Genomic DNA, 24,465 nt, shown 5'->3' with positions numbered 1-24,465 from the left:
GCTAGGGGCTGTTGATGTTTCAAGTCCATAATTTAATCAACCCATATCGGCAGACAAACAATGATAAACACCAGTACTAACATATTGGCGTAATTCCGTTCAAGCTTATCGTATCTTGTTGCTATTGCACGAAAATGTTTAAGGGATCACTGGAATAGCGGCTTTCTGTTCAATAAAATTCCTGAAACGCTGGCTATCATAACCTTTATCAGCAATGACCACTTGGGATGAAGGCGACTCAGAGACCAGACTTTCTGGCATGAATACTATCATGAACCTGTCCCCCAGAAAGTTCCAAATGGACGGGGAAACCTCCGCTATCTACGGCTAAATGGATTTTAGTTGAGCGTCCGCCACGACTTTTGCCAATGACCTCATCATCCTCCGTCGCGGTGTCTGCACTATGCTGGTGAGCCCGAACGATGCTCCCATCAATAAACAGCCATTCTGTATCTGCTATTTCAGATAACCGACTGAAAATAATCTTTAAAATGCCTTTCTTTGATCACGCATTAAAGCGGTGAAAGACACTATTCCATTTGCCGAATTGGGCGCAATATCCCGAATTCAGGCGGTAAATCGCGCTAGGGAACACTCGTTCGCATTCGGTAAAAAATGCCTTCCAGAGTCAAACGATGTTCAAGTTTGTTATAAATCCAACCCGTGTGTTGCATTAATGCAAATAGCTTATTCCAGTGGAGATCTGTTAATATAGTTCGTAGCATGATGAGGAGGTCTGATTGTTTTTTCGCGAAAGTAATTATACCCAATCATCATGCTGTCTAATTATTCCCCGCAAAACGTCAACAGCCCCTAATAGTGACAGTACACATTTCTTAAACTTCATTCATAAATGATATCAAATAATTACACAGTAGAATTTCTCACTATGTACAAACTTTATTGTCTTTTTTGGCCCTTGTGTACAACACATTGATGTAGCTGTGTTGTGTTGTTTTCAGATCACCAAAAGTGGCTGGATCAACGCAGTTTGTGTTGTTGAGTGAAATGGGCATTATTGAACTTAACATAGACAAACCTGCTTATGCTGGCCAACATTACTAAATGGCAAAAAGTTTGCCCATAGTAGATTTCCAACATCATTTTATGAGTTCAATTGTATGAGTGACTCTCGATATTAATATGACTACGATTATAGTTTCAAAGAGAATAATGACGCTGTAGCGATTCTCACAAACCTTCGTTTTTGATCTGATTAGCCCCATGCAGAGGCTCACCAGACAATGCTTAGCAGGAGACGAGCAGCTTGCCAGCCAACGTATCTAGTAGACTCATTATTTTTCCTTTATTGATTCAAGCAATTGAGAGATTGGAACAGAAACTCTTCGGTCTTCTTTTGTTTTCAGCCAGGTATCTATATCCAGTAACCACCAGTCGTTGATAAGCAGTGCGTAAAAACGGCGTGAACCATCCCCATAAAATTCATGTAGTGGCAACTCCCAGCGTGCACGCTCCAGTTCATCGGGAAAATTGAGATGGTAATAGCTCTGATGAATATGTTCACATTCGCATTCTGGTATTTCCCTGACAATGCCAGTAAATTGCGCCCCATCCAGACCTATGGGGGAAGTTTTCTGCATGTCATAGCGAAACAGTGAACCACTGACTGCTGCACAATGGTGAATATTCCTGGAATGTTTGGCGGTTCTCATTGAGTACCACACCAATCTTAAAGGATCAAACAGTGGAACGTAATTGACGGTAGAAGCCCAGGGAAGGTTGTCAGCTCCCTGACTGGCAAGAGTGAAAAAGCGAGCGCTGTTGACTAATTCCCGGCTGCGTTGTTCCAGTGTCATGTTATCTCCTTGCATTATGGATAAAAGGTGCATCATTCAATAATCTTGACTCCAAAATTTCCCACCACAGATCTTGTTCGATGCGGATCTTTTCCCATTCGGGATCTTTGCAGAGTTTTGACACGGCCTGGCGATACTTCCCCCAAGCGGCTTCGTCGGCGAATGTGACGTAATGCTCAAGGCAATGGACGTTATTGCCAATCGTGCGAATATACCAACGCCGTTCTTCTGCCATCGCCAACGAACGGTAGAACCATTCATCACGTTGTTCTACCCATTGCCAAAATGCGGCCATATCCTGATGAGCCTTATGTGTAGGTTTTAGTAAATACATCAGATGCAACATAGGGTTCTCCTTTAAGCAAGTAGTGCCCAATCGGGGGTCAGGTGGGTACTGTATTGCTTTTGATAATATTGATAAAAACGATGGTTGTAATCTTCACATTCGTCTGTAGACAAAGGTGCGTTCTCGAACAGTAACAGTGCTGCTAGCGGCTCTATTTTCGCTCCACGTAGTGTCTTGGCTCTAAGGGCAGAAATTGATAACCGACATTCGTGCAGACCATTTTTTGCGGCATAATCGAGGGAATGGTAGTAAGTCAGAACAAAATAACGAAAGTCGTTATCATCGATCTGATAGTTCGAACCGTAATAGCGGGCATGAAGGGTTGTACCAAAACGGTAGAAGATAGTGATCCCCACTATTTGCTGGCCACGCCTGGCAACAGCAGCGATGGCAGTGTCTATGACTGAAGATTTTTTTTGGCCGTCAAATATGCGAAGCATCCAGTCAATTCCCTGATGGCTACCATATTTTTCTCTGTTGTTGGCGATAAGCTCCGCGGCTGATTTCAGTAGATGCTCATCCAGTTGACACCATTCCACCCGATTCCCTGAGCGTGAAAAAGCAGCCAGTTCTGCGTTAGTTCTTATCCGGTGGCGGGAGCTCAGTAGTTGTAATTGTGAATCCAGGCCACCAGTGGGTACAGGTATAGTCGCTTCTGCCGAGTGCATCAGTACCCGGGCGTAAGGACAATAGCGAGCCATTTCCAGCGCCCGGTGTAATGGCATAAAAGGGACAATGCTTGCGTAATACCTCTGGCTTGCGGAGTACTGAATCAGCATTTCGGCCATGGTTGACAATGCTTCACCACGCCGAGCGCCCCGTACACAGGGGAACTCATTATGCGTCGAGCGACGGGCACCTCCCCACAAGAATGGCTGTTGCCAAGGGCCTTTCAGCCCGGGGAAATAATCCGGCAGATAGAACAGCCCTGGACGATCTTCACCTTTCCATAAAGCGCAACCGCCCAACACCCCGGTATTCCCGTTCAGGGCAAAAACATCCGTCTGACCCAAAGCGTAATCCAACCCGGCTAACCAGCCGTGACTGTGGAAAAAATCATTGTCGGTAACCAGCGCATCCCACTCATGCCTGTCAATATGTTCAATGCTGGAGACAGAATATCGACCCAAAGAACTTAGCATGCCTCCCTCTTAATACATTCAATGATGGCTGCATGCGGGCATTTAACATAGGGAGAAAGGTCCAGTAAGTCCGGATTGGCGGGTATATTTAACGGCTTCCAGTTTATCGCATGGAAACCGGACTGTTGCAGTGTATTTTCTAATGTCGAATGCGACCAATGGTAGGCTTGAATATTGATATCGTACGGTGTCTGACAGATATGAAGTCGAACAGGGCTCCCATCCGCACGAGGTTGCTCTTCAATCAGGCGAAAACCAAAGGGACGATAATATTCCGGATCGGCGCTAAACTGTGGATGAATAGGGAGTGTGATTAATCGGCCACCTGGCTTTAATACCCTTGCCATGGTTTGGCTCATTTTTAGTAATTCTTCGTGGTTAGCTGCATAGGGCATTACATAAACAGCAAGGACGACATCGAAATATTCGTTATAATCTTCACTAACTTCTGAAATATATCTAATATCATCCTTTTCTTTTTCTTCGCGGCGACGGGCATAATTAAGCATGCCTTCGGAAATATCCTGACCAACAATACATTTGGCTTTTCGACCTTTCAGCCAACGTGTAATTGCACCCGGGCCACATCCGAAATCCAGCACACTCAGACCGGATAAGTCTCCCAATAAATTTTCTAGCGTTGGCAGCTCTAATTCTTTACGGTAGGACCAGGAACTCATCTTTTCATAGAGTCCTGCATACTCATCAAATGTTGAGGGGTTAATAGAAAACATATATCCTAATCCATTAATTAAAAAATGAATTAACAGGTTTATCTCTTGCAACCTAATCCAATGCATGTTTCATACAAGTATGATGAGGAGAAAGTTATACCTGCCACCATTCCCTGGGATAAATTAATTAAAATAAGTGTAAGGATTAAATCATCCTGAAAAGGAACATTCCATACTCTAAATATTACATTCAAGTTAGTATATAGAGTTTGGATGGGGTTTCGACTATCATTAAATGACATTTAATTGACACAAAGTGTCAAGGGCCATAGATTTCTTCCTGACACATTTTCAGAAATCAGTCGCACACTCTGTCAAATCCGGCATACATAATGTATGCCGGATTGGATGATTATCACTGCCATACTAAATGACTAAGTGTAATCATTGCTTGCTAATGCCCTATTGAGCACCTGAGCCAAAACAATTCTATTCTCTTTATCTTCAAACAGACTGGAATGATCACCAGGTACAGCCATCAGTCGCAGTAAAGAAGCCGGCATTACCTCACCCCACCCTAATGAACAGTCCATGGTTAAAGGTTCCTGTTCCGAATCGGTAACAACAGGCATAAGTGGAGAAGGTTCTGTCGCATAGAACTGATGCAATGTTACCGTCAGTGTTTCCGGCACATAATCCTTAACTATTCGTGTATAGTTTTCTCTCTGTTCCATATGCCTTGCGACTAAGTCAGAACTCAGATTTGAGGGATATAACCCTAATTGCTGTGCAAACTCAATCAATTGCACCCAACTCAGCTCATCAGTTCGCGGATATAATGCTGAAATTGCAGTAGAGTGTTCGTTCCCTGATTGCTTTACTAATTCAGTTAGAAACTCATGTTTGAGTTGAGTCTTTAATTTCCTGAAACAATGAGGGGAAAATGTATCAATCAACCCAAGGAAATCAACCTTATCGCCGCTATTCAGCAATTGCTGGGCAATGGCATAAGCCAGTACCCCACCAGAAGAGTAACCACATATCCGGTATGGGCCTTCTGGTTGAACTGCTTTCATAAAGGCAATTAGTCTGGTTGCCAGCATTTCCATAGTCGGTATCCATTCCTCGTTGACGGACGGCCAAGGCAGCGCATAAATCGGATAACCTGACTGCATAAGTTCAGCTAACCCAAAAGCATAGGAGTAATCACCTATCCCACTGGGAACAAAGAATAAAGGCAGCTGCGTTCCGTCAGATCGGACAGAAGTTGCACTGTGTTGTGGCTGAGATAACCAATCTGACATAATTTTTGCCGCTAATTCGGATAACACGGGAAATTGGAACAGCGCATTCAGGGTACAAAACAAGCCACGTTTTGCTGTCAGATTTATCATCCGCATGGCAAGTAGTGAATGGCCTCCCAATGCAAAGAAATTGTCGTGCCGCCCCACTTTCTCAATCCCCAGCAATTCACACCAGATAGCCGCTAATGCAATTTCTATCTCCCCTTGCGGTGTTTCATAAGCCTGACGGACAAAAGCTTCTTCGCCCGGTACTGGCAATGCCCGACGATCCAGTTTACCATTCGGTGTCAACGGCAGGGCATCCAAACGGACAAACGCTGCCGGCACCATATAGTCCGGTAACAGCTTACTCAGGTGAACACGCAGATGATTAATCAGTCTGTCATCTACGGGGGCCACCACATAGGCCACCAGCCGTCTATCTTGCCCTTCCCCCTGCGCCATGACAACGGCTTCACTTACCGTCGGATACTCTATCAGCCGGGCCTCAATTTCTCCCGGCTCTATACGGAAACCCCGGATTTTCACCTGTTGGTCGTTACGCCCCAGAAATTCCAGATTGCCATTCGGTAGGTAACGGGCCAAATCCCCGGTGCGGTACATCCGTGCATCCGGTTTACCGCTAAAGGGGTCAGACAGGAAACGTTCAGCGGTTAATTCTGGCTGGTTCAGATAACCCCGTGCTACGCCCGCACCACTAATATACAGCTCTCCCACGGCCCCCAATGGTACCGGATAACCGGCGTTATCCAGTAAGTAAAGGCGCGTATTGTCCAGCGGGCGACCCATTGTCGGATAAGGCTGGTCCGGCTCTATACGTGCCAGCGTTGCATCAACCGTACATTCGGTCGGACCATAAACGTTATAGGCCGTCAGTTGCGGCATACTGGCTACGGCCTGCCAGGTTTGGGGAGATATCGCTTCCCCCCCAACCAGCAGTACCAAGCCCTTTTTATGCTGACACAACCCTGCCGCTAGCAACATCTCCAATTGCATTGGCGTACAATCCAACACGTCAAGGTCAGCGGTGGTTAAAAATTGCAAGAAGGCCACACTGTCGGCTCGCACAGCTTGTGGAACAATGACCAGCGTATAGCCATTCAAGAGACCAAGTAAATTTTGTAATGCCGCATCAAATGAAATACTGGCGTTCAGGCTAACCCGGTAAGGCACAGATGAATTTGCAAAAACATGCTGTGTCAAAGCTCCATGCAAATTTAATAAAGAGTCATGCTCAACCATCACCCCTTTCGGCCTGCCAGTCGAACCGGAGGTATAAATCACATACGCCAGATGCCGTGAGGTCAATGCAGGTATTTGTGGGTTATTGTCTGGCAGAGCTGGTAATGAATTCGGGTCAAGCACAATCAGGTCAGCAAGGGCTTTATCCCCTAATGCGATACATCCGGCATTATCTGCCAACAAAATAGCCGGTGCGGCATCCGCCAAAATATGTGTCAGGCGTTCCCCCGGATAAGTTGGGTCCAGTGGCACGTACGCTCCCCCCGCTTTCAGCACCGCCAATAACCCTACCACCATCGCCGGTGAACGTGTGACACAAATGGCCACCCGTTGATCCGGTTCTACACCCAGCGCAATCAGCTGATGAGCCAGCCGATTAGCGCGGGCATTTAATTCGGCATAGCTTAGAGTCTGATCTTCATACACTAATGCGGTTGCATCCGGGGTTTTTTCCACTTGTTGTTCGAATAACTGATGGATACACAACGTATTCGGATACTCTGTTGCTGTCGAATTCCACGTTTCCAGCAGTCGTTTTCGCTCTACTTCCGGCAGGATTTCCAGTGTTTGTACGGATGTTTCTGGATGCTGCTCAAGTGCCTCTACCAAACTTTCCAGAGCCTGCTGCATATAACCGACTATTTGTTCCGGCGAATAGGGCTGCGCCACTTCAACCGTCAAACCTAAAGCATGACCAAAATCCTCTACCGACAGCACTAATGGATAGTTAGTACTTTCCTGAGCACCAAGAAACTCAATATCGTTCACAATGCCATCTGACATTGTTGGTAATACATTATGTCGGTAGTTTAGTAATGCACTAAAGAGTGGGATTTCACCTTGTACACCACTGCAACGCTGAGCCAATGCCAATGATGCATGTTCATGCTCTAGCAATCCAGCCAGTCGTCTGTGCGCTACCTGTACACTTTCCCGTACCGAGGTTTCATCCATATCCAACCGCAATGGCAGGGTATTGATAAACATCCCCATACCACTGTCAGTGCCTTCACCTACCGCCATACGTCCGAACAGCACCGTGCCGAACACCACCTTCTGCTGTCCGCTGGTACGCGATAATACTTGCGCCCAAGCTACATGACATAACGCCGCCAAACTGACATTCAAATCTTTGGCCTGACTGCGCAGGCGTTCATTCAGTGTCGATATCAGCATTTGATGACATTCTGTAACCTGAAAATCATTGCGATAGACTTCCATCAGCCCAAACGGTAACGTCGGCTCTTTTACCTCAGCCAGCATATCGGTAAAGAAACGCGTATGTTCTTCCTGACTCACTCCCATCCGTGCCTGAGCAATTAAGCGCCGGAAAGGAACTGGAGCAGGTAAGCTATCCTTCTGACCCGCCAGATAGGCCTGAACTTCCCGGTTCATCACGTCCAGCGTTGTATGGTCGCCAATCAGATGATGCTGAAGCCCTAATAAGATCCAACGACCATCTGTTTCATCTGTTTCTTCCCGCGCTACTATAAAGCTCAACAACGGTGCCTGCCTCAAATCAAGGCGATAGTGATGCGGGTTAAAACGTTGAGCCAGTTGCTCACTGACCGGGCCATCGGCCGGATCCAGAGTCAGTTCTGTGACAGACAAAGAAGCCTGACGCCAAACCACCTGAACCGGCACTGATAAGCCTTGCCAGAGAAAAGCCGTGCGCAGGATATCGTGCCTATCGACCACCCATTGAACCGCTGCCAGATAGCGGTCTAATAAATCCCGGTTAGCAAAAGCCTGTTGGATCATCAAAAGATAAGCATCTCCCTCATTTGCCAACAGATGATGGAATAAGATACCGTCCTGCAACGGCGATAACGCATAGATATCCTGAATATTGGCCAACCCGCCCGGCACTTGCCGGATGATATGATCAATCTCTGGCTGGGTGAGGTCAATTAAGGGCAACATTGCGGGTGTCAGCGTGGTAGTGGCGGGTGTAATGGCATTGGGAGGAACCACCACGGTTTGGTGCGGTTTCAGAGTTTGTGCCAGCCCGGACAATACCGGAGACTGGAACAGATCGCGCACGGCCAACGTGAGGCCAAGGTGATGCAGCCGTTCAATCATTCGGATGGCAAGCAACGAATGCCCTCCCAGGGCAAAGAAATTATCATGTCGGCTTACCTGTTCAACTCCCAGCAAGTCTCTCCAGATAATGGCTAAAGCTGTTTCCCGTTCTCCTTTCGGTGCTTCGTAAACCTGATGAACAAGGGCTTTATTATCCGGTACAGGTAATGTCTGGCGATCCCGCTTACCGTTTGGCGTTAATGGAAAGGCATCTAAACGGACAAACGCGGTCGGCACCATATAATCCGGCAAAAGGGTACTGAGGTAGGTATACAGGCGGTTAGATAACCCTTCATCCGCTTGGGCCACGACATAAGCCACCAGACGTTTGTCCTGACCGTCATCGAAAGCCATAACCAGCGCTTCGCGTACGAGAGGGTGCTCTTCTAACCGGGCCTCAATTTCTTCCGGCTCAACCCGGAAACCGCGGATTTTCACCTGCTGGTCATTACGGCCGACAAACACCAGATTACCGTCCGGCAGGTAACGGGCCAAATCGCCGGACCGGTACATCCGTGCATCCGGTTCATTGCTGAACGGATCTGTCAGGAAACGCTCAATCGTCAGCTCAGGGCGATTTAGGTAACCCCGTGCCACGCCGGTACCGCCAATGTATAGCTCACCGACAGCGCCCAACGGCACGGGCTGACCATCAGCATCCAGCAGATAAGCCCGCATATTCGGTAGCGGGCGACCAATGGTATTGGCCTGCCCGACCATATCATTCATACAAAATATCGACGTAATAATGGTGGCTTCAGTGGGACCATAACAATTTGCCAGCACAGGATGCTGACGGTGAACGGATAACCAGCGTTCCAGTTCATGATGAGGCATCGTTTCCCCACCGATACAAATGGCCCTTAACTCCTTATAGATGCGGCTTTCACCAATATCTGCGATTACCCGCCAGAATTGAACCGGTATGGTCATGTAGGTAATTTTAAAAGACTCACACAGGTGCCAGAATTCCTGCGCACTGAATGTCCACTGATCTGTCCGTAGAACCAAGGCTGAACCATTGGCGAGGGCGCTAAATATTTCTGATACACTGACATCAAAACAAGGGTTGCAGAACTGCAATACCCGGTCTGAAGCAGTAAACACCCATTGCGTATTCAATGCCGTAATTTGGTGCGCCAATTGCCTGTGTTCAACCATCACGCCTTTCGGTGTGCCCGTCGAGCCCGAGGTATAAATCACATACGCCAGATGCCGGGAAGTTAAAGCCGGGACCTGTGGGTTGGTCTCCGGCTGGTCCGGCAATACATTGGGGTCAAGTACAACCCTGACCGCAATGGCATCCTCGCCCAACGCGGCCCGCCCAGCATGGTCCGCCAGCAAGATAACCGGTGCGGCATCGGTCAGAATATGGGCCAGACGCTCACCCGGATAGTCCGGATCCAGCGGCACATAGGCCCCGCCGGCTTTCAGTACCGCCAGCAACCCGATGATCATGGCCGGGGAGCGCGTCACACAAATCGCGACCCGCTGATCCGGCGTGACGCCCAGCGCAATCAGCTGATGGGCCAACCGGTTAGCACGGGCATTCAACTCTGCATAGCTGAAGGTTTGTTTTTCATATATCAGGGCTGTTGCACCCGGGGTTTTCCCGGCCTGTTGTTCAAACACCTGATGAATACCCAATGGATCAGGATACGGTGTTTCTGTCCCATTCCACGTCTCCAGCAATAATTGGCGCTCTGCCGGGGCCAGAATATCTATTTTCCCCACCGGTTGTTGCAGGTCAGCAACCATCGCTTGCAAGACTGCGTGCAGATATCCCACATGCCGTTCGATAGTCGGTTTATCAAACAGCGCCGTGGCATAATGCAGCGCCCCCACAATGTGGTCCTCTTCCTCAGACAGGTTCAGTTCGAGATCAAATTTGGCGATGTTCAGGAGAACATCAGCCGGAGAGACGGCCAGCCCCGGTAATTCCCATCCGGTGTGTTCATTGTTCTGCCAGGCGAACATCACCTGAAACAGCGGGGTATGGGCCAATTGGCGTGATGGCTGCACGATTTCCACCACCTGTTCAAACGGCAGATCCTGATGTGCCTGTGCCGCCAGCGCGGTTTGTTTCACACGGGTGAGCAGCTCAGCCGCATTAGGCACACCGGATAAATCGACACGTAAAGCCAGTGTGTTGACAAAAAAGCCAATCAAAGATTCCACCGCCTGATGATTGCGGCCCGCACTCGGGGTGCCTATCACTACGTCTTCCTGTCCGGACAAACGCGATAAGACGATTGCCCAGGCAGACAACAGCGTCATAAACAATGTGGTTCCATGTTGTTCGCTCAGTTGTTTGAGGGCAGCAGTGAGTGCCGGCTCCAGAACAACAGGCACAAGATCCCCGGTAAATGACTGTTCAGACGGCCGTGGCCGGTCAGTGGGCAAATCCAATAAAACCGGCACGCCGGCTAATGCCGTACGCCAATAGTCCGATTGGGATTGCAAGCGTTCAACCGAAAACCACTCGCGTTGCCAAGCGGCGTAATCAGGGTATTGCACTGTCAGCGGCGGTAATGGGTTCGGTTGCCCTGCCAGAAAAGCAGCATAAAGAGTACTCAGTTCACGCATTAAGACACTGACAGACCAGCCATCTGAAACAATATGATGTTGAGTAAGCAGAAACTGATATTCATCATCCGCAAGCCGGATAAGGCAAGCGCGGATAAGCGGCCCTTTGCTGAGATCAAATGGTGTGTAGATCTCCTCTGTACTCAAACGTTCAAGCATCGTACCAGCATCAGGTATCTCTCGCAGGTCATGCTGAACCAAAGGCATTCCACTGTCTGATGCCAATAGTTTCACCTGTGGTTGACCCTCAACAGAGAAGAATATGGAACGTAACGCCTCATGGCGAGCAAACAGGCTATTAAGTGCTTGTTGCCAAGCTGTGATATTAATCTGTCCCCGCAAACGCAGAGCCATCGGAATATGATAGGTATCACCCACATTCTCAATCTGAGCCAGAAACCACAAACGTTGTTGAGCAAATGACAGTGGCAACTCACTCTCACGGGATATCGGCATGATAACAGGCAGTATACTTTCTTGTTTATCCAGCCGGGTATTTATCGCCTCAGCAAAAGTAATCAAGGAAGGTGATTCAAATAACACACTCAGCGGCAGTTCAACACCTAAAGCTGTTATACGATTCATCATCCGTACCGCCAACAATGAATGACCACCGAGTGCAAAGAAATTGTCATGCCGGCTGACTTGTTCCATTCCCAATAACTCGCGCCAAATAGCCGCCAGAGCAATTTCCATCTCTCCTTGCGGAGCTGCATAAATCTGGTGAGCAAAGGCTGCTTTGTCCGGTGCTGACAGTGCCTGACGATCCAGTTTACCGTTCGGTGTTAACGGAAAGGCATCTAAACGGACAAACGCCGCTGGCACCATATAATCCGGCAAAATGGCACTCAGATGAGTTCGCAGGTTATTCACTAATCCATCATCCGCCTCTGCCACCACATAGGCAACCAGCCGTTTGTCATAACCATCTCCCTGTGCCAATACCACGGCGTCACGTACCGCTGGGTATTCAATCAACCGAGCTGCAATTTCTCCCGGCTCAATCCGGAAACTGCGAATTTTCACCTGCTGGTCATTACGGCCGACAAACACCAGATTACCGTCCGGCAGATAACGGGCCAAATCCCCGGTGCGGTACATGCGTGCATCCGGTTCATTACTGAACGGATCTGTCAGGAAACGTTCAACTGTCAGTTCAGGGCGATTCAGGTAACCCCGCGCCACACCCGCACCACCAATGTATAACTCGCCCACAGCGCCCAACGGTACGGGCTGACCGTGAACATCCAGTAAATAAATCTGAGTGTTGGCTATCGGGCGCCCAATAGGCACTTCTGTCCCCGTATAGTCTGACGGACAATGCCAAGTTGTGGCACACACCGTGATTTCTGTCGGGCCATAAACATTAAACAGCGTTACCCGATTACACAGAGCCTGAAGCAATAGCGCACTCGGTGCTTCACCGCCCAGTATTACTGTCAGTTTTATCGTTAACTCCGGTAAATCGGCCCCATCCTGAAGTAATGCCGGAGGCAGATAGGTATGCGTTACTGCCTGTTGCTCCAGATAATGCCAGAGACGACGCGGGTCTTGACGGATGGTGTCAATCGCGATAACCAGACTGGCTCCACTTCCCAATGCCATCATCATTTCCCAGATACTTGCATCAAAACCCAAGGCGGCAAACTGTAATACCCGACTTTCAATGCTGATACCGAACTGGGTGATTTTCTCCTGAATCAGGTTAACCAGCCCGCGGTGTTCTACCATCACCCCCTTCGGCGTACCCGTCGAACCGGAGGTATAAATCACATATGCCAGATGTCGGGATGTTAGTGTTGGCACTGTCGGATTGTTGTCCGGCTGATCCACTAACATATTTGGATCGAGGACAACTATTCCGCCTAATGCGGTTTCACCTAAGGCGATATGTCCGGTCTTATCAGCCAGAACTACTGACGGTGCCACCTCATGCAGAATATGCCTCAATCGTGCTCCCGGATAGGCCAGATCCAGTGGTACATAAGCTCCACCGGCTTTCAATACGGCCAACACACTCATTATCATTGCCGGAGAACGGGTCACACAAATGACTACCTGCTGGTCTGGCCCGACACCCAATGCCATTAGTTCATGAGCCAGTCGATTAGCATTCGCATTCAATTCTGCATAGCTGAAAGTTTGCTCTTCGTATATTAAAGCCGGAGCATCCGGGTTTTTCTCCACCTGCTGTTCAAACAACTGATGGATACATAACTGCTCAGGATAGGCGGTTTCTGTCGCATTCCACGTTTTTAACAGCCGTGTCCGCTCAGTTTCCGGCAGAATTTCCAATGCCCTTATTGGCCTTTCCGGTGCCTGTTCCAGCGCCTCCACCAGACTTTCCAATGCTTGCTGCATGTAACCGCATATCCATCCGGGGTTAAACGGTTGTATTGCCTGTGCCGTCAGCCCCAGAGCATCACCAAAATCTTCTATCGACAGGACAAACGGATAATTGGTGCGCTCCTGCCCATCAAGGAACTCAACACCTTTCATTATGTTATCGGTAGACTCTACCAGCGTATTATGTCGGTAGTTCAGCAGCATATTGAACAACGGCGTACCGCTGGCAACCCCACTGCAACGTTGAGCCAGTGCCAGTGACGCATGTTCATGTTCCAACAATTCGGCCAACCGGCTATGCGCCGCCTGTACACTGCTACGTACTGAGGTTTCATCTATATCCAATAGAAGCGGTAATGTGTTGATAAATAACCCCATTCCACTATCAACACCTTCCCCTGCCTGCATACGCCCAAATAACACTGTGCCGAACACCACTTTCGACTGACCACTGATACGAGATAATACTTGCCCCAAAGCTACATGACATAAAGTAGCCAGGCTGCCTCCCTGAAGTCTGGCCTGATTGCGCAGGCGATCATTAAGTGTGGAAGGTAACATCCGGTGTGATTGTGTTATCTGAGAAGCATCATGATCTGTTTTTTTCACCTCAATCTTTTTTACCCCAAACAACAACGTAGGTTCACTCACCCCAATCAACATGTCGGTAAAAAAGCGAGTATGTTCCATCTGGCTGATGCCCAGCCGGGCTTGTGCTACCAGATTACGGAAAGGTACCGGAGCAGGCAGACTATCCCTTTGTCCGGCCAGATAGGCCTGAACTTCCCGGTTCATCACCTCCAGTGTTGTATGGTCGCCAATCAGATGATGTAACAATTCTAATACACGCCAGCGACCGTCCGTTTCCTGGGCCACCACAAAACGCAACAATGGTGCCTGGCTCAGATCAAGACGGTAATGATATGAGTCGAAACGTTGAGCCAGTTGCTCACTGACCGGGCCATCGGCCGGATCCAGAGTCAGCTCTGTGACAGACAAAGAAGCCTGACGCCAAACCACCTGAGCCGGAATGGATAAGCCTTGCCAGAGAAAAGCTGTGCGCAGGATATCATGCCGATTAACTACCCACTGAACGGCCTCCAGATAACGGTTCAACAAGATTCGGTCAGAAAAAATCATCTGATTGACCAACAAGTAGGGATCACCTTCGTCTTCCAACAAATGATGGAATAAAATACCGTCCTGCAACGGCGATAACGCATAGATATCCTGAATATTGGCCAACCCGCCCGGCACTTGCCGGATGATATGGTCAATCTCTGGCTGGGTGAGGTCAATTAAGGGCAACATTGCGGGTGTCAGCGTGGTAGTGGCGGGTGTAATGGCATTGGGAGGAACCACCACGGTTTGGTGCGGTTTCAGAGTTTGTGCCAACCCGGACAATACCGGAGACTGGAACAGATCGCGCACGGCCAACGTGAGGCCAAGGTGATGCAGCCGTTCAATCATTCGGATGGCAAGTAACGAATGCCCTCCCAGGGCAAAGAAATTATCATGTCGGCTTACCTGTTCAATTCCCAACAAATTACGCCAGATAGAAGCCAGGGCTATTTCCATTTCCCCTTGTGGTGCTTCATAAGTCTGGCGGGCGAGTGCCTTTTCATCAGGTATGGGTAACGCCTGACGATCTAGCTTACCGTTTGGTGTCAGCGGGAATGCGGGCAGACACACAAACGCGGTTGGCACCATATAATCCGGTAAAAGGGTACTGAGGTAGGTATACAGGCGGTTAGATAACCCTTCCTCCGCTTGGGCCACGACATAAGCCACCAGATGTTTGTCCTGACTGTCATCGAAAGCCACGACCAGCGCTTCGCGTACGAGAGGATGTTCTTCTAACCGGGCCTCAATTTCCCCCGGTTCAACCCGGAAACCGCGGATTTTCACCTGCTGGTCATTACGGCCGATAAACACCAGATTACCGTCCGGCAGGTAACGGGCCAAATCGCCGGACCGGTACATCCGTGCATCTGGTTCATTGCTGAACGGATCTGTCAGGAAACGTTCAGCCGTCAGTTCAGGGCGATTCAGGTAACCCCGTGCCACGCCGGTACCGCCAATGTATAGCTCGCCTACCGTCCCTAAGGGCACGGGCTGACCATCAGCATCCAGCAGATAAGCACGCATATTCGGCAGCGGACGACCAATAATATTGGCCTGCCCGACCATGTCATTCAGGCAATATGTTGTTGTAATAATGGTGGCTTCAGTGGGACCATAACAATTGGTCAGCACAGGATGCTGACGGTGAACGGATAACCAGCGTTCCAGTTCATGATGAGGTATTGTTTCCCCACCGATACAAATAGCCTTTAGATCCTTATAAATGCGGCTTTCACCGATATCTGCGATTACCCGCCAGAATTGAACCGGTATGGTCATGTAGGTAATTTTAAAAGACTCACACAGGTGCCAGAATTCCTGCGCACTGAATGTCCACTGATCTGTCCGTAGAACCAAGGCTGAACCATTGGCGAGGGCGCTAAATATTTCTGATACACTGACATCAAAACAAGGGTTGCAGAACTGCAATACCCGATCCGAAGCAGTAAACACCCATTGCGTATTCAATGCCGTAATTTGGTGAACCAATTGCCTGTGTTCAACCATCACGCCTTTCGGTGTGCCTGTCGAACCGGAGGTATAAATCACATACGCCAGATGCCGGGAAGTTAAAGCCGGGACCTGTGGGTTGGTCTCCGGCTGATCCGGCAATACATTGGGGTCGAGTACAACCCTGACCGCAATGGCATCTTCGCCCAACGCGGCCCGCCCAGCATGGTCCGCCAGCAAGATAACCGGTGCGGCATCGGTCAGAATATGGGCCAGACGCTCCTCCGGATAATCCGGGTCCAGCGGCACATAGGCCCCGCCGGCTTTCAGTACCGCCAGCAGCCCGATGATCATGGCCGGAGAGCGCGTCACACAAATAGCGACCCGCTGATCCGGCGTGACGCCCAGCGCAATCAGCTGATGGGCCAACCGATTGGCCCGGGCATTCAACTCTGCATAGCTGAAGGTTTGTTTTTCATATACCAGGGCTGTTGCACCCGGGGTTTTCCCCACCTGTTGTTCAAACACCTGATGAATACCCAATGGATCAGGATACGGTGTTTCTGTCCCATTCCACGTCTCCAGCAATAATTGGCGCTCTGCCGGGGCCAGAATATCCATTTTCCCCACCGGCTGTTGCAGGTCAGCAACCATCGCTTGCAAGACTGCGTGCAGATATCCCACCTGCCGTTCGATGGTCGGTTTATCAAACAACGCCGTGGCATAATGCAGCGCCCCCACAATTTGGCCCTCTTCCTCAAACAGGTTCAGTTCGAGATCAAACTTGGCGATGTTCAGGAGGACGTCAGCTGGAGAGACGGCCAGCCCCGGTAATTCCCACCCGGTGCGTTCATTGTTCTGCCAGGCAAACATCACCTGAAACAGCGGGGTATGGGCCAATTGGCGTGATGGCTGCACGATTTCCACCACCTGTTCAAACGGCAGATCCTGATGTTCCTGTGCCGCCAGCGCGGTTTGTTTCACACGGGTGAGCAGTTCAGCCGCATTGGGCGCACCGGATAAATCGACACGTAAAGCCAGTGTGTTGACAAAAAAGCCAATCAAAGATTCCACCGCCTGATGATTGCGGCCCGCACTCGGGGTGCCTATCACTATGTCTTCCTGTCCGGACAAACGCGATAAGACGATTGCCCAGGCAGACAACAGCGTCATAAATAGCGTGGTTCCCTGTTGCCCGCTCAGTCGTTTGAGGGAGTCGGTTAATGCCGGCTCCAGAACGACAGGCACAAGATCCCCGGCAAATGACTGTTCAGACGGCCGTGGCCGGTCAGTGGGCAAATCCAATAAAACCGGCACGCCGGCTAATGCCGTACGCCAATAGTCCGATTGGGATTGCAAGCGTTCAACCGAAAACCACTGGCGTTGCCAGGCGGCGTAATCAGGGTATTGCACTGTCAGCGGCGGTAATGGGTTCGGTTGCCCTGCTAAAAAGGCCGCATAGCATGTATTTAACTCTCGCATCAATACATCAACAGACCAGCCGTCTGACACAATATGATGCTGGATTAGCAAAAAGATGTAATCATCGTCAGCCAGTTGTATCAGACTGGCCCGGATTAACGGACCGCAAACGAGATTAAATGGCACTTCCGTTTCCTGCGCACATAAACGCTCAAGCTGTTCATCTACATCAGGCGTTTTCCGTAAATCGTATTGTCTTATCGGTAGACCCAAATCGGTTGATAACAATTCAACCTGAGGCTGACCGTCATTGGAAACGAAAACAGAACGCAGTGCTTCATGGCGGGTAAATAGCGCATCAAGCGCTTGCTGCCAGACATCAATATTAAGCTGACCTCGCAAGCGCAGAGCCATCGGAATATGGTAAGTCTGACTGATCCCTTCAAACTGTGCCAGAAACCACAGACGCTGTTGCGAAAATGACAACGGTAAATGACCTTCACGGGATATTGGCAGGATGGCTGGACGCCTATCGCCCTGTTCGCCAAACCGGATTTCGATGACTTTAGCAAAACCTGCCAAAGTCGGGGATTTAAATAATGTAGACAACGGCAGTTCAATATTTAAGGCGGCAATACGGTTCATCATCCTTACTGCCAACAAAGAATGACCGCCCAAGGCAAAGAAGCTATCATACCGGCCTATCTGTTCAATTCCCAACAACTCTCGCCAGATTACTGCCAGCGTTATTTCCATCTCCCCTTGCGGTGCTTCATACACCTGACGGGCAAACGCTTTTTCGTCCGGAGCCGGTAATGCCTGACGATCCAGTTTACCATTCGGTGTCAACGGCAGCGCCTCCAAACGGACAAAGGCTGCCGGCACCATATAATCCGGCAAAATGGTGCTCACGTGAGTACGCAGACGATTAATCAATCCATCATCCGGCTCCGCCACCACATAAGCCACCAAACGCTGATCCTGCCCTTCTCCCAATGCCAGCACAACGGCCTCACTCACTGCCGGATACTCTGTCAGCCGGGTCTCAATTTCCCCCAACTCTATCCGGAAGCCCCGAATTTTCACCTGATGGTCATTACGCCCCAGGAATTCCAGATCGCCATCCGGCAGATAACGGGCCAAATCCCCGGTGCGGTACATCCGTGCATTTGGTTTATGGCTAAATGAGTCAGGCAGGAAACGTTCAGCGGTCAATTCTGGCTGGTTCAGATAACCCCGGGCTACCCCCTCACCACCAATATACATTTCTCCGGTACAACCTAATGGCACGGGTTGCCTAAATTTGTCCAACAAATAGATACAAGTATTGCTTATCGGTCGGCCAATTAAACAATCATTTTCGGGGAAGATTATTTCGTGATAAGTGGCAATCACAGTATTTTCAGTCGGGCCATACGTGTTCAATAACTGTGGCCGATGAGTTTTATGCGCAAACCAATCCTGAATAGCCCTTTTTTTCACCGCCTCACCACCAATGATGATTAGTCTGAGGCAATTCGGCAACGGCAGTGTCTTGTCTCGGGTTGTCAGTTCAGACCAAAACAAGGTTGGTAAAGACATCACTGTGATATGGTATTGTCGGGCCAGAGAAATAAACGCCTGAATAGAAGCCAACCAGCTATCATTACGCATCACCAGTGTTGCACCGTTGCATAATGACAAGAAAAACTCTTCGATTGACGCATCAAACGCAAATGATGAAAATTGCAGCACCCGGTCTTGTGCCGTAACCGCATAAGTCTCATTGAGGCCCAGAGTGCGTTGATAAACAGCCTGATGTTCCACCATCACTCCTTTCGGTATGCCGGTAGAACCCGAAGTATAAATCACATAAGCCAGATGATGCGGGGTCAATGCCGCAATCGAGGGATTGGTGTCCGGCTGGACTGGCAGAGCATTCGGATCAAGGGTAATTAATCCAGCAAGCGCGTTATCACCTAACACAGCCCGTCCAACCTTATCAACCAATACTACTGATGGGGCGGCATCCTTCAGCATATGAGCCAAACGTTCCCCCGGATAAGTTGGGTCCAGCGGCACGTACGCTCCCCCCGCTTTCAGCACCGCCAATAACCCTACCACCATCGCCGGTGAACGTGTGACACAAATGGCCACCCGTTGATCCGGTTCTACACCCAGCGCAATCAGATGGTGAGCCAGCCGATTAGCGCGGGCATTTAATTCAGCATAGCTTAGAGTCTGATCTTCATACACTAATGCGGTTGCATCCGGTTGTTTTTCCACTTGTTGTTCAAATAATTGATGAACGCATAACTGTTCAGGATAGGCGGTTTCTGTCGCGTTCCATGTTGTTAACAACAGAGTTCGTTCTGTTTCCGGTAAAATTTCCAATGCCCGTATCGGTGTCTCCGGAGACTGTTCAAGTGCTTCCACCAGACTTTCCAGAGCCTGCTGCATATAACCGCATATCCGTACCGGATCAAACGGATGTACCACCTGCGCCGTCAGACCTAATGCATCGCCAAAATCATCCACCGACAGTGCGAATGGATAATTAGTACGCTCCTGTTCACCAAAAAATTCGATGCCATTTAATACATCATCTGAAACCTCCGGTAATAAGCTATACCGATAGTTCAACAGCGTATTGAACAGCGGCGTACCACTGGCAACCCCACTGCAACGCTGTGCTAATGCCAGTGACGCGTGCTCATGCGCCAATAATTCCGCCAATCGCCTATGCGTCTCTTGTACGCTATCACGCACCGAGGTTTCACCAATATCTAACCGCAGTGGTAAGGTGTTAATGAATAATCCCATCCCACTGCCAGAACCTTCCTCCACCTGCATACGCCCAAACAGCAAGGTTCCGAACACGACTTGCTCTTGACTACTGGTACGCGACACTACTTGCGCCCAAGCTAAATGACACAACGCTGCTAAACTGACTCCCAGACGTTTTGCCTGACAGCGCAGGCGTTCATTCAGATCAGCAGCCAGCCGTCGGTGCGATTCTGTGGTTTGCGAACCATCGTGATGTACTTCCGCTACACCGAATGACAGTGTTGGCTCAACTACTTCCGCCAACATGTCGGTAAAGAAATGGGTATGTTCTGTTTGACTAACGCCCAGCCGGGCTTGAGCTACCAGATTACGGAAAGGGACTGAAGCAGGCAGTTTGTCTCCCTGTCCAGCGAGATAGGCCCGAACTTCACTGTTCATCATCTCCATTGTTACATGATCGCCAATCAGGTGATGCTGCAATTGCAGTGCTATCCAGCGACCATCAGTTTCCTGCGCTATCGCCAAGTGCAGTAGCGGTGCCTGCCCCAAGTCCATACGATAGTGACTCGGGTTAAAATGTTGAGCTAGCTGGTCATAGACCGGACCATCAACCGGATTCAAAGCCAACTCAGTCACTGACAAAGTCACCTGACGTAAAACCACCTGAGCTGGAACGGATAATCCCTGCCAGATAAAGACTGTGCGCAGGATATCGTGCCGATCAACCACTTGTTGAAGAGCCGCTAAATAACGATCCAGCAAAAAACGATTGGCAAAGACTATCTGACGAGTCAACAAATACGGGTCACCTTCTTCCGCCAACAAATGATGGAATAAAATGCCATCCTGCAATGGTGATAATGCATAGATGTCCTGAATATTGGTGACTCCATCCGGTATCTGGCTGACCAGTCTGTCAATGTCTGCCTGCCCGATATCGATCAACGGCAACATTTCAGGGATGATACGCTCACATTCCATTCCTATCAGATTAGGTGGAATAGCAAAGGTATCATCAATTTTTATCAGTAAAGCCGCCTGCTCTGCTAATATCGGCTTCGAAAACAGAACGCCAGACTGCACGGTATAGTTTTTTTCCCGCAACAATCCCATCAACTGCACGATCAATAGCGAGTGCCCACCGAGCGTAAAGAAGTTATCAAACCGACTGATATTCTTGATACCCAGTAGCTGGCTCCACATCTCTGCCAACAGGCTTTCTGCCTCACCTTGTGGTGACTGATAATCCTGGCGTTGATAAGCGGTGCTATCCGGCTCCGGCAGTGCCTTGCGGTCAAGTTTGCCATTGGGCGTCAGTGGGAAATGTGTCATTACGACAAAAGCTGCCGGCACCATATATTCGGGTAGAGCCGACAGCAGATGTTGTCGCAGCATCCCTGCGGTCTGATCAGATTTATTGCCCTGAACCAAGACCACATAAGCAACTAACCGTTTATCTCCTCCGATTCCTTCATAAGCAATAACCGCCGCTTGCTGTACCGACGGATGAGTTTCAAGAGAAGTTTCAATTTCACCTAACTCGATGCGGAAACCACGAATCTTGACCTGATGATCATTACGCCCGATATATTCAATGTTGCCGTCATGATCATAACGAGCCAAATCGCCAGTACGGTACATGCGGGCATCAGGTTCGGAATGAAAAGGATCGGCCAGAAAATATTCTGCTGTCAGTTCCGGTTTATTCAGATAACCGCGGGCAACACTAACGCCCCCAATGTATAATTCACCAACAGCGCCTAAAGGGACGGGCCGTTGTTGGTCATCTAATAAATAAATACGGGAATTCGTAATGGGTTTGCCGATCGGCACTACCTGACCATCAAAATTATCGGGACAGTGCCAGTACGTCACATCAATCGCAGCTTCTGTCGGGCCATATAAATTATATATCCTGGCCCAAGGCATCAACGCCTGACAATGTTTCACCGTTATCGGATGCAATGCTTCACCACTGCAAAACAGGTGTTTTAACGTTACACAATGTGCTGCATCGGATTCTTTTAAGAATGCGGTCAACACTGAAGGCACAAAATGAAGTGTAGTTACCTTCTCTTGGTTGATTAACTCAACCAGCAGTGAAAGATTTTTTTGTTGAGCTGTGGTTGCCAATACCATTTTGGCACCATTGATAAAGCTACAAAATAGCTCCCAAACAGAAACATCAAAACTAAACGTGGTTTTTTGTAACACCACATCATCAGGTGTCAGTTGATAAGTTTGCTGTATCCAATACAAGCGATTCATCACACTGCGATGTTCATTTTGCACGCCTTTCGGATTGCCGGTTGAACCTGATGTGTAGATAACATAAGCCAGATTACGTGAGCTTAGCCCTATTACACAGGGATTCTCTGCTGATAACTCAACGCCTTCGGCCAGAACAGCGTTTATGTCCAGCCGTTTTTTTGTCACAGAGATGCCATGTAACTTATTTGCCCCGATTTCATCCTGTAATAGCAAGACAGGATCAGCATCATCAAGAATATAGTGAAGGCGTGCCGATGGATAATTAGGATCAAGTGGAACGTAAGCCCCGCCCGCTTTTAAAATTGCCAGCAAACCAATCACCATCAACGGCGTTCGATCAACACAAATAGCCACGCGGCTATCCGGAACCACCCCTTCAGCAATCAGTCGGTGTGCTAATTGGTTAGCCTGCTGGTTCAATTCAGCATAACTCAGGATATGATCGTTAAACACCAAGGCAGGAGCTTGCGGTGTTTTTATCGCCTGCCGTTCAAGCAGTTCATGGATACAGCGTTCTGACGGGTAATCACCAGCTGTGTCATTCCATTGGTTTAGCAATAGTGCTCGTTCATCCGCAGGCAAAATATCAATATCTTTAACACGCTGAGCCATATTTTTCGCTATGGTGCGCAAAACGATAAGAAAATAATTTAACTGGCGTTCGATGACTTGTTTATCAAACAGCGCTGTCGCATAGTTTATTCCCCCGATAATTTCACCGTCTCGGTGGTACATAAACAATTCAAGCTCAACGTTTACTGTATTTGAGTAATAATCAATCGGCGATATTTTGATCCCTTCAAATTCACACTCGCTTTCAAAACAGTCCAGCCAGTTTATAACAGCCTGAAAAACAGAAGGATAAGTACTCCTGCATTCAGGATGTATAGCTTCAACAAGGTGTTCAAAAGGAATATCCTGATTATCTTGCGCATTAATCATTGTATAGTTGACCTGCGCAAGCAGTTCTTCAATTGTGGTGTCATCATCAATATCAATCCGTAATGGCAAGATATTGGTAAAAGGCTCTGTAATATTTCTGTTAGCAAAAGGAGTGCCAATGACGACACTGTCCTGCCCTGAAAGTCGATTAAGCACAATAGCCCAAGCCGTCATAACGGTCATTAACAGGGTTATCCCATGTTTCTGGCTAATCTGCTTAAGCTGACTTGTTAAATTTTTATCGAGAGTAAATGCACAGATATCCCCTTTTGGGGACAAATTGTTAAGCCTTGGATAGGTTGTCGGTTTTGGCGATTCAGTAGCATGGTGAGTGGCGTGCGGCAAAGAAACTGCCCGATGGTTCAATAGATCATTATAAATAACACATAATTCATTAATGAGAACGCTAACGGAACAACAGTCAGAAATAACTGGGTGCTGATTTAATAAAAATATATATTCATCATTATTCAATAATACTAAGACAGCTCTTAACAATGGGCCCCGGGTAAAATCAAAGGGGACATTGATTGTTTCATCAATAACCTGAGCAACCCTCTTTTCCTGCTCATCAACTGTACGGAGATCAGAAATTGCGAGGGAAAATGAAATATCCTCATTCAGAGGATTAACAACCGGAAGAGAATTATTTTTAATCCAAGTTGAACATAATATATCATGACGGACAGATAAAACATTTAAAGCTTGTTGAAATAGGTCAATATTTAAATTTCCCACCAATTTATAAGATGCCGATATATGGTGATTTTCTGAATAACCTTTAATATGATGAAATGACCCTTTTTGTTCTTGTGATGTCGATAAACTTGCTTTTTCACATTTGGTTGGTAGAGTCATCACCTTATCGTTTTTCATTGCTAATTCCTTACGTTAATTAACCAAAGACACGGTGACAGAAAGATCACCAAGTACCATTCCCACTCCTCGAAT

The 24,465-nt window shown here is 48.5% G+C and carries 5 protein-coding genes and 1 pseudogene; all 6 read right to left on the bottom strand.

The window, feature by feature from the left end; all coding sequences use genetic code 11:
• Window positions 1-32: 32 nt before the first annotated feature.
• A pseudogene (locus tag AB204_RS09440) lies at window positions 33-725 on the bottom strand (IS5 family transposase).
• 570 nt (window positions 726-1,295) lie between these two features.
• The gene (locus AB204_RS09435) at window positions 1,296-1,817 is read right to left on the bottom strand and encodes a pyridoxamine 5'-phosphate oxidase family protein (RefSeq protein ID WP_047963131.1); all 522 of its coding nucleotides are present in this window, start codon (window positions 1,815-1,817) and stop codon (window positions 1,296-1,298) included.
• A 1-nt stretch (window position 1,818) separates the two neighbouring features.
• Window positions 1,819-2,163, bottom strand: coding sequence for a hypothetical protein (locus AB204_RS09430; protein WP_047963130.1), 345 nt, complete (start codon window positions 2,161-2,163; stop codon window positions 1,819-1,821).
• An 11-nt stretch (window positions 2,164-2,174) separates the two neighbouring features.
• Window positions 2,175-3,305 carry a peptidogalycan biosysnthesis protein gene (locus AB204_RS09425; protein WP_047963129.1) on the bottom strand — a complete coding sequence of 377 codons (1,131 nt, stop codon included), beginning with the start codon at window positions 3,303-3,305 and terminating at the stop codon, window positions 2,175-2,177.
• Window positions 3,299-3,985: a class I SAM-dependent methyltransferase gene (locus tag AB204_RS09420; protein ID WP_235428059.1), complete on the bottom strand. Its 687-nt coding sequence runs from the start codon at window positions 3,983-3,985 to the stop codon at window positions 3,299-3,301. The genes AB204_RS09425 and AB204_RS09420 overlap by 7 nt, the downstream gene beginning before the upstream one ends.
• A 428-nt stretch (window positions 3,986-4,413) precedes the next feature.
• Window positions 4,414-24,390 (bottom strand): non-ribosomal peptide synthase/polyketide synthase, encoded by a 19,977-nt coding sequence (locus tag AB204_RS09415; RefSeq protein ID WP_047963127.1) that lies wholly within the window; start codon window positions 24,388-24,390, stop codon window positions 4,414-4,416.
• Between the last annotated feature and the right edge of the window lie 75 nt (window positions 24,391-24,465).

The organism is Xenorhabdus khoisanae (assembly GCF_001037465.1).
Lineage (GTDB): Bacteria > Pseudomonadota > Gammaproteobacteria > Enterobacterales > Enterobacteriaceae > Xenorhabdus > Xenorhabdus khoisanae.
The sequence above is the reverse complement of the archived record's forward strand: the minus strand, read 5'-3'. Positions and strand labels throughout refer to the sequence as shown.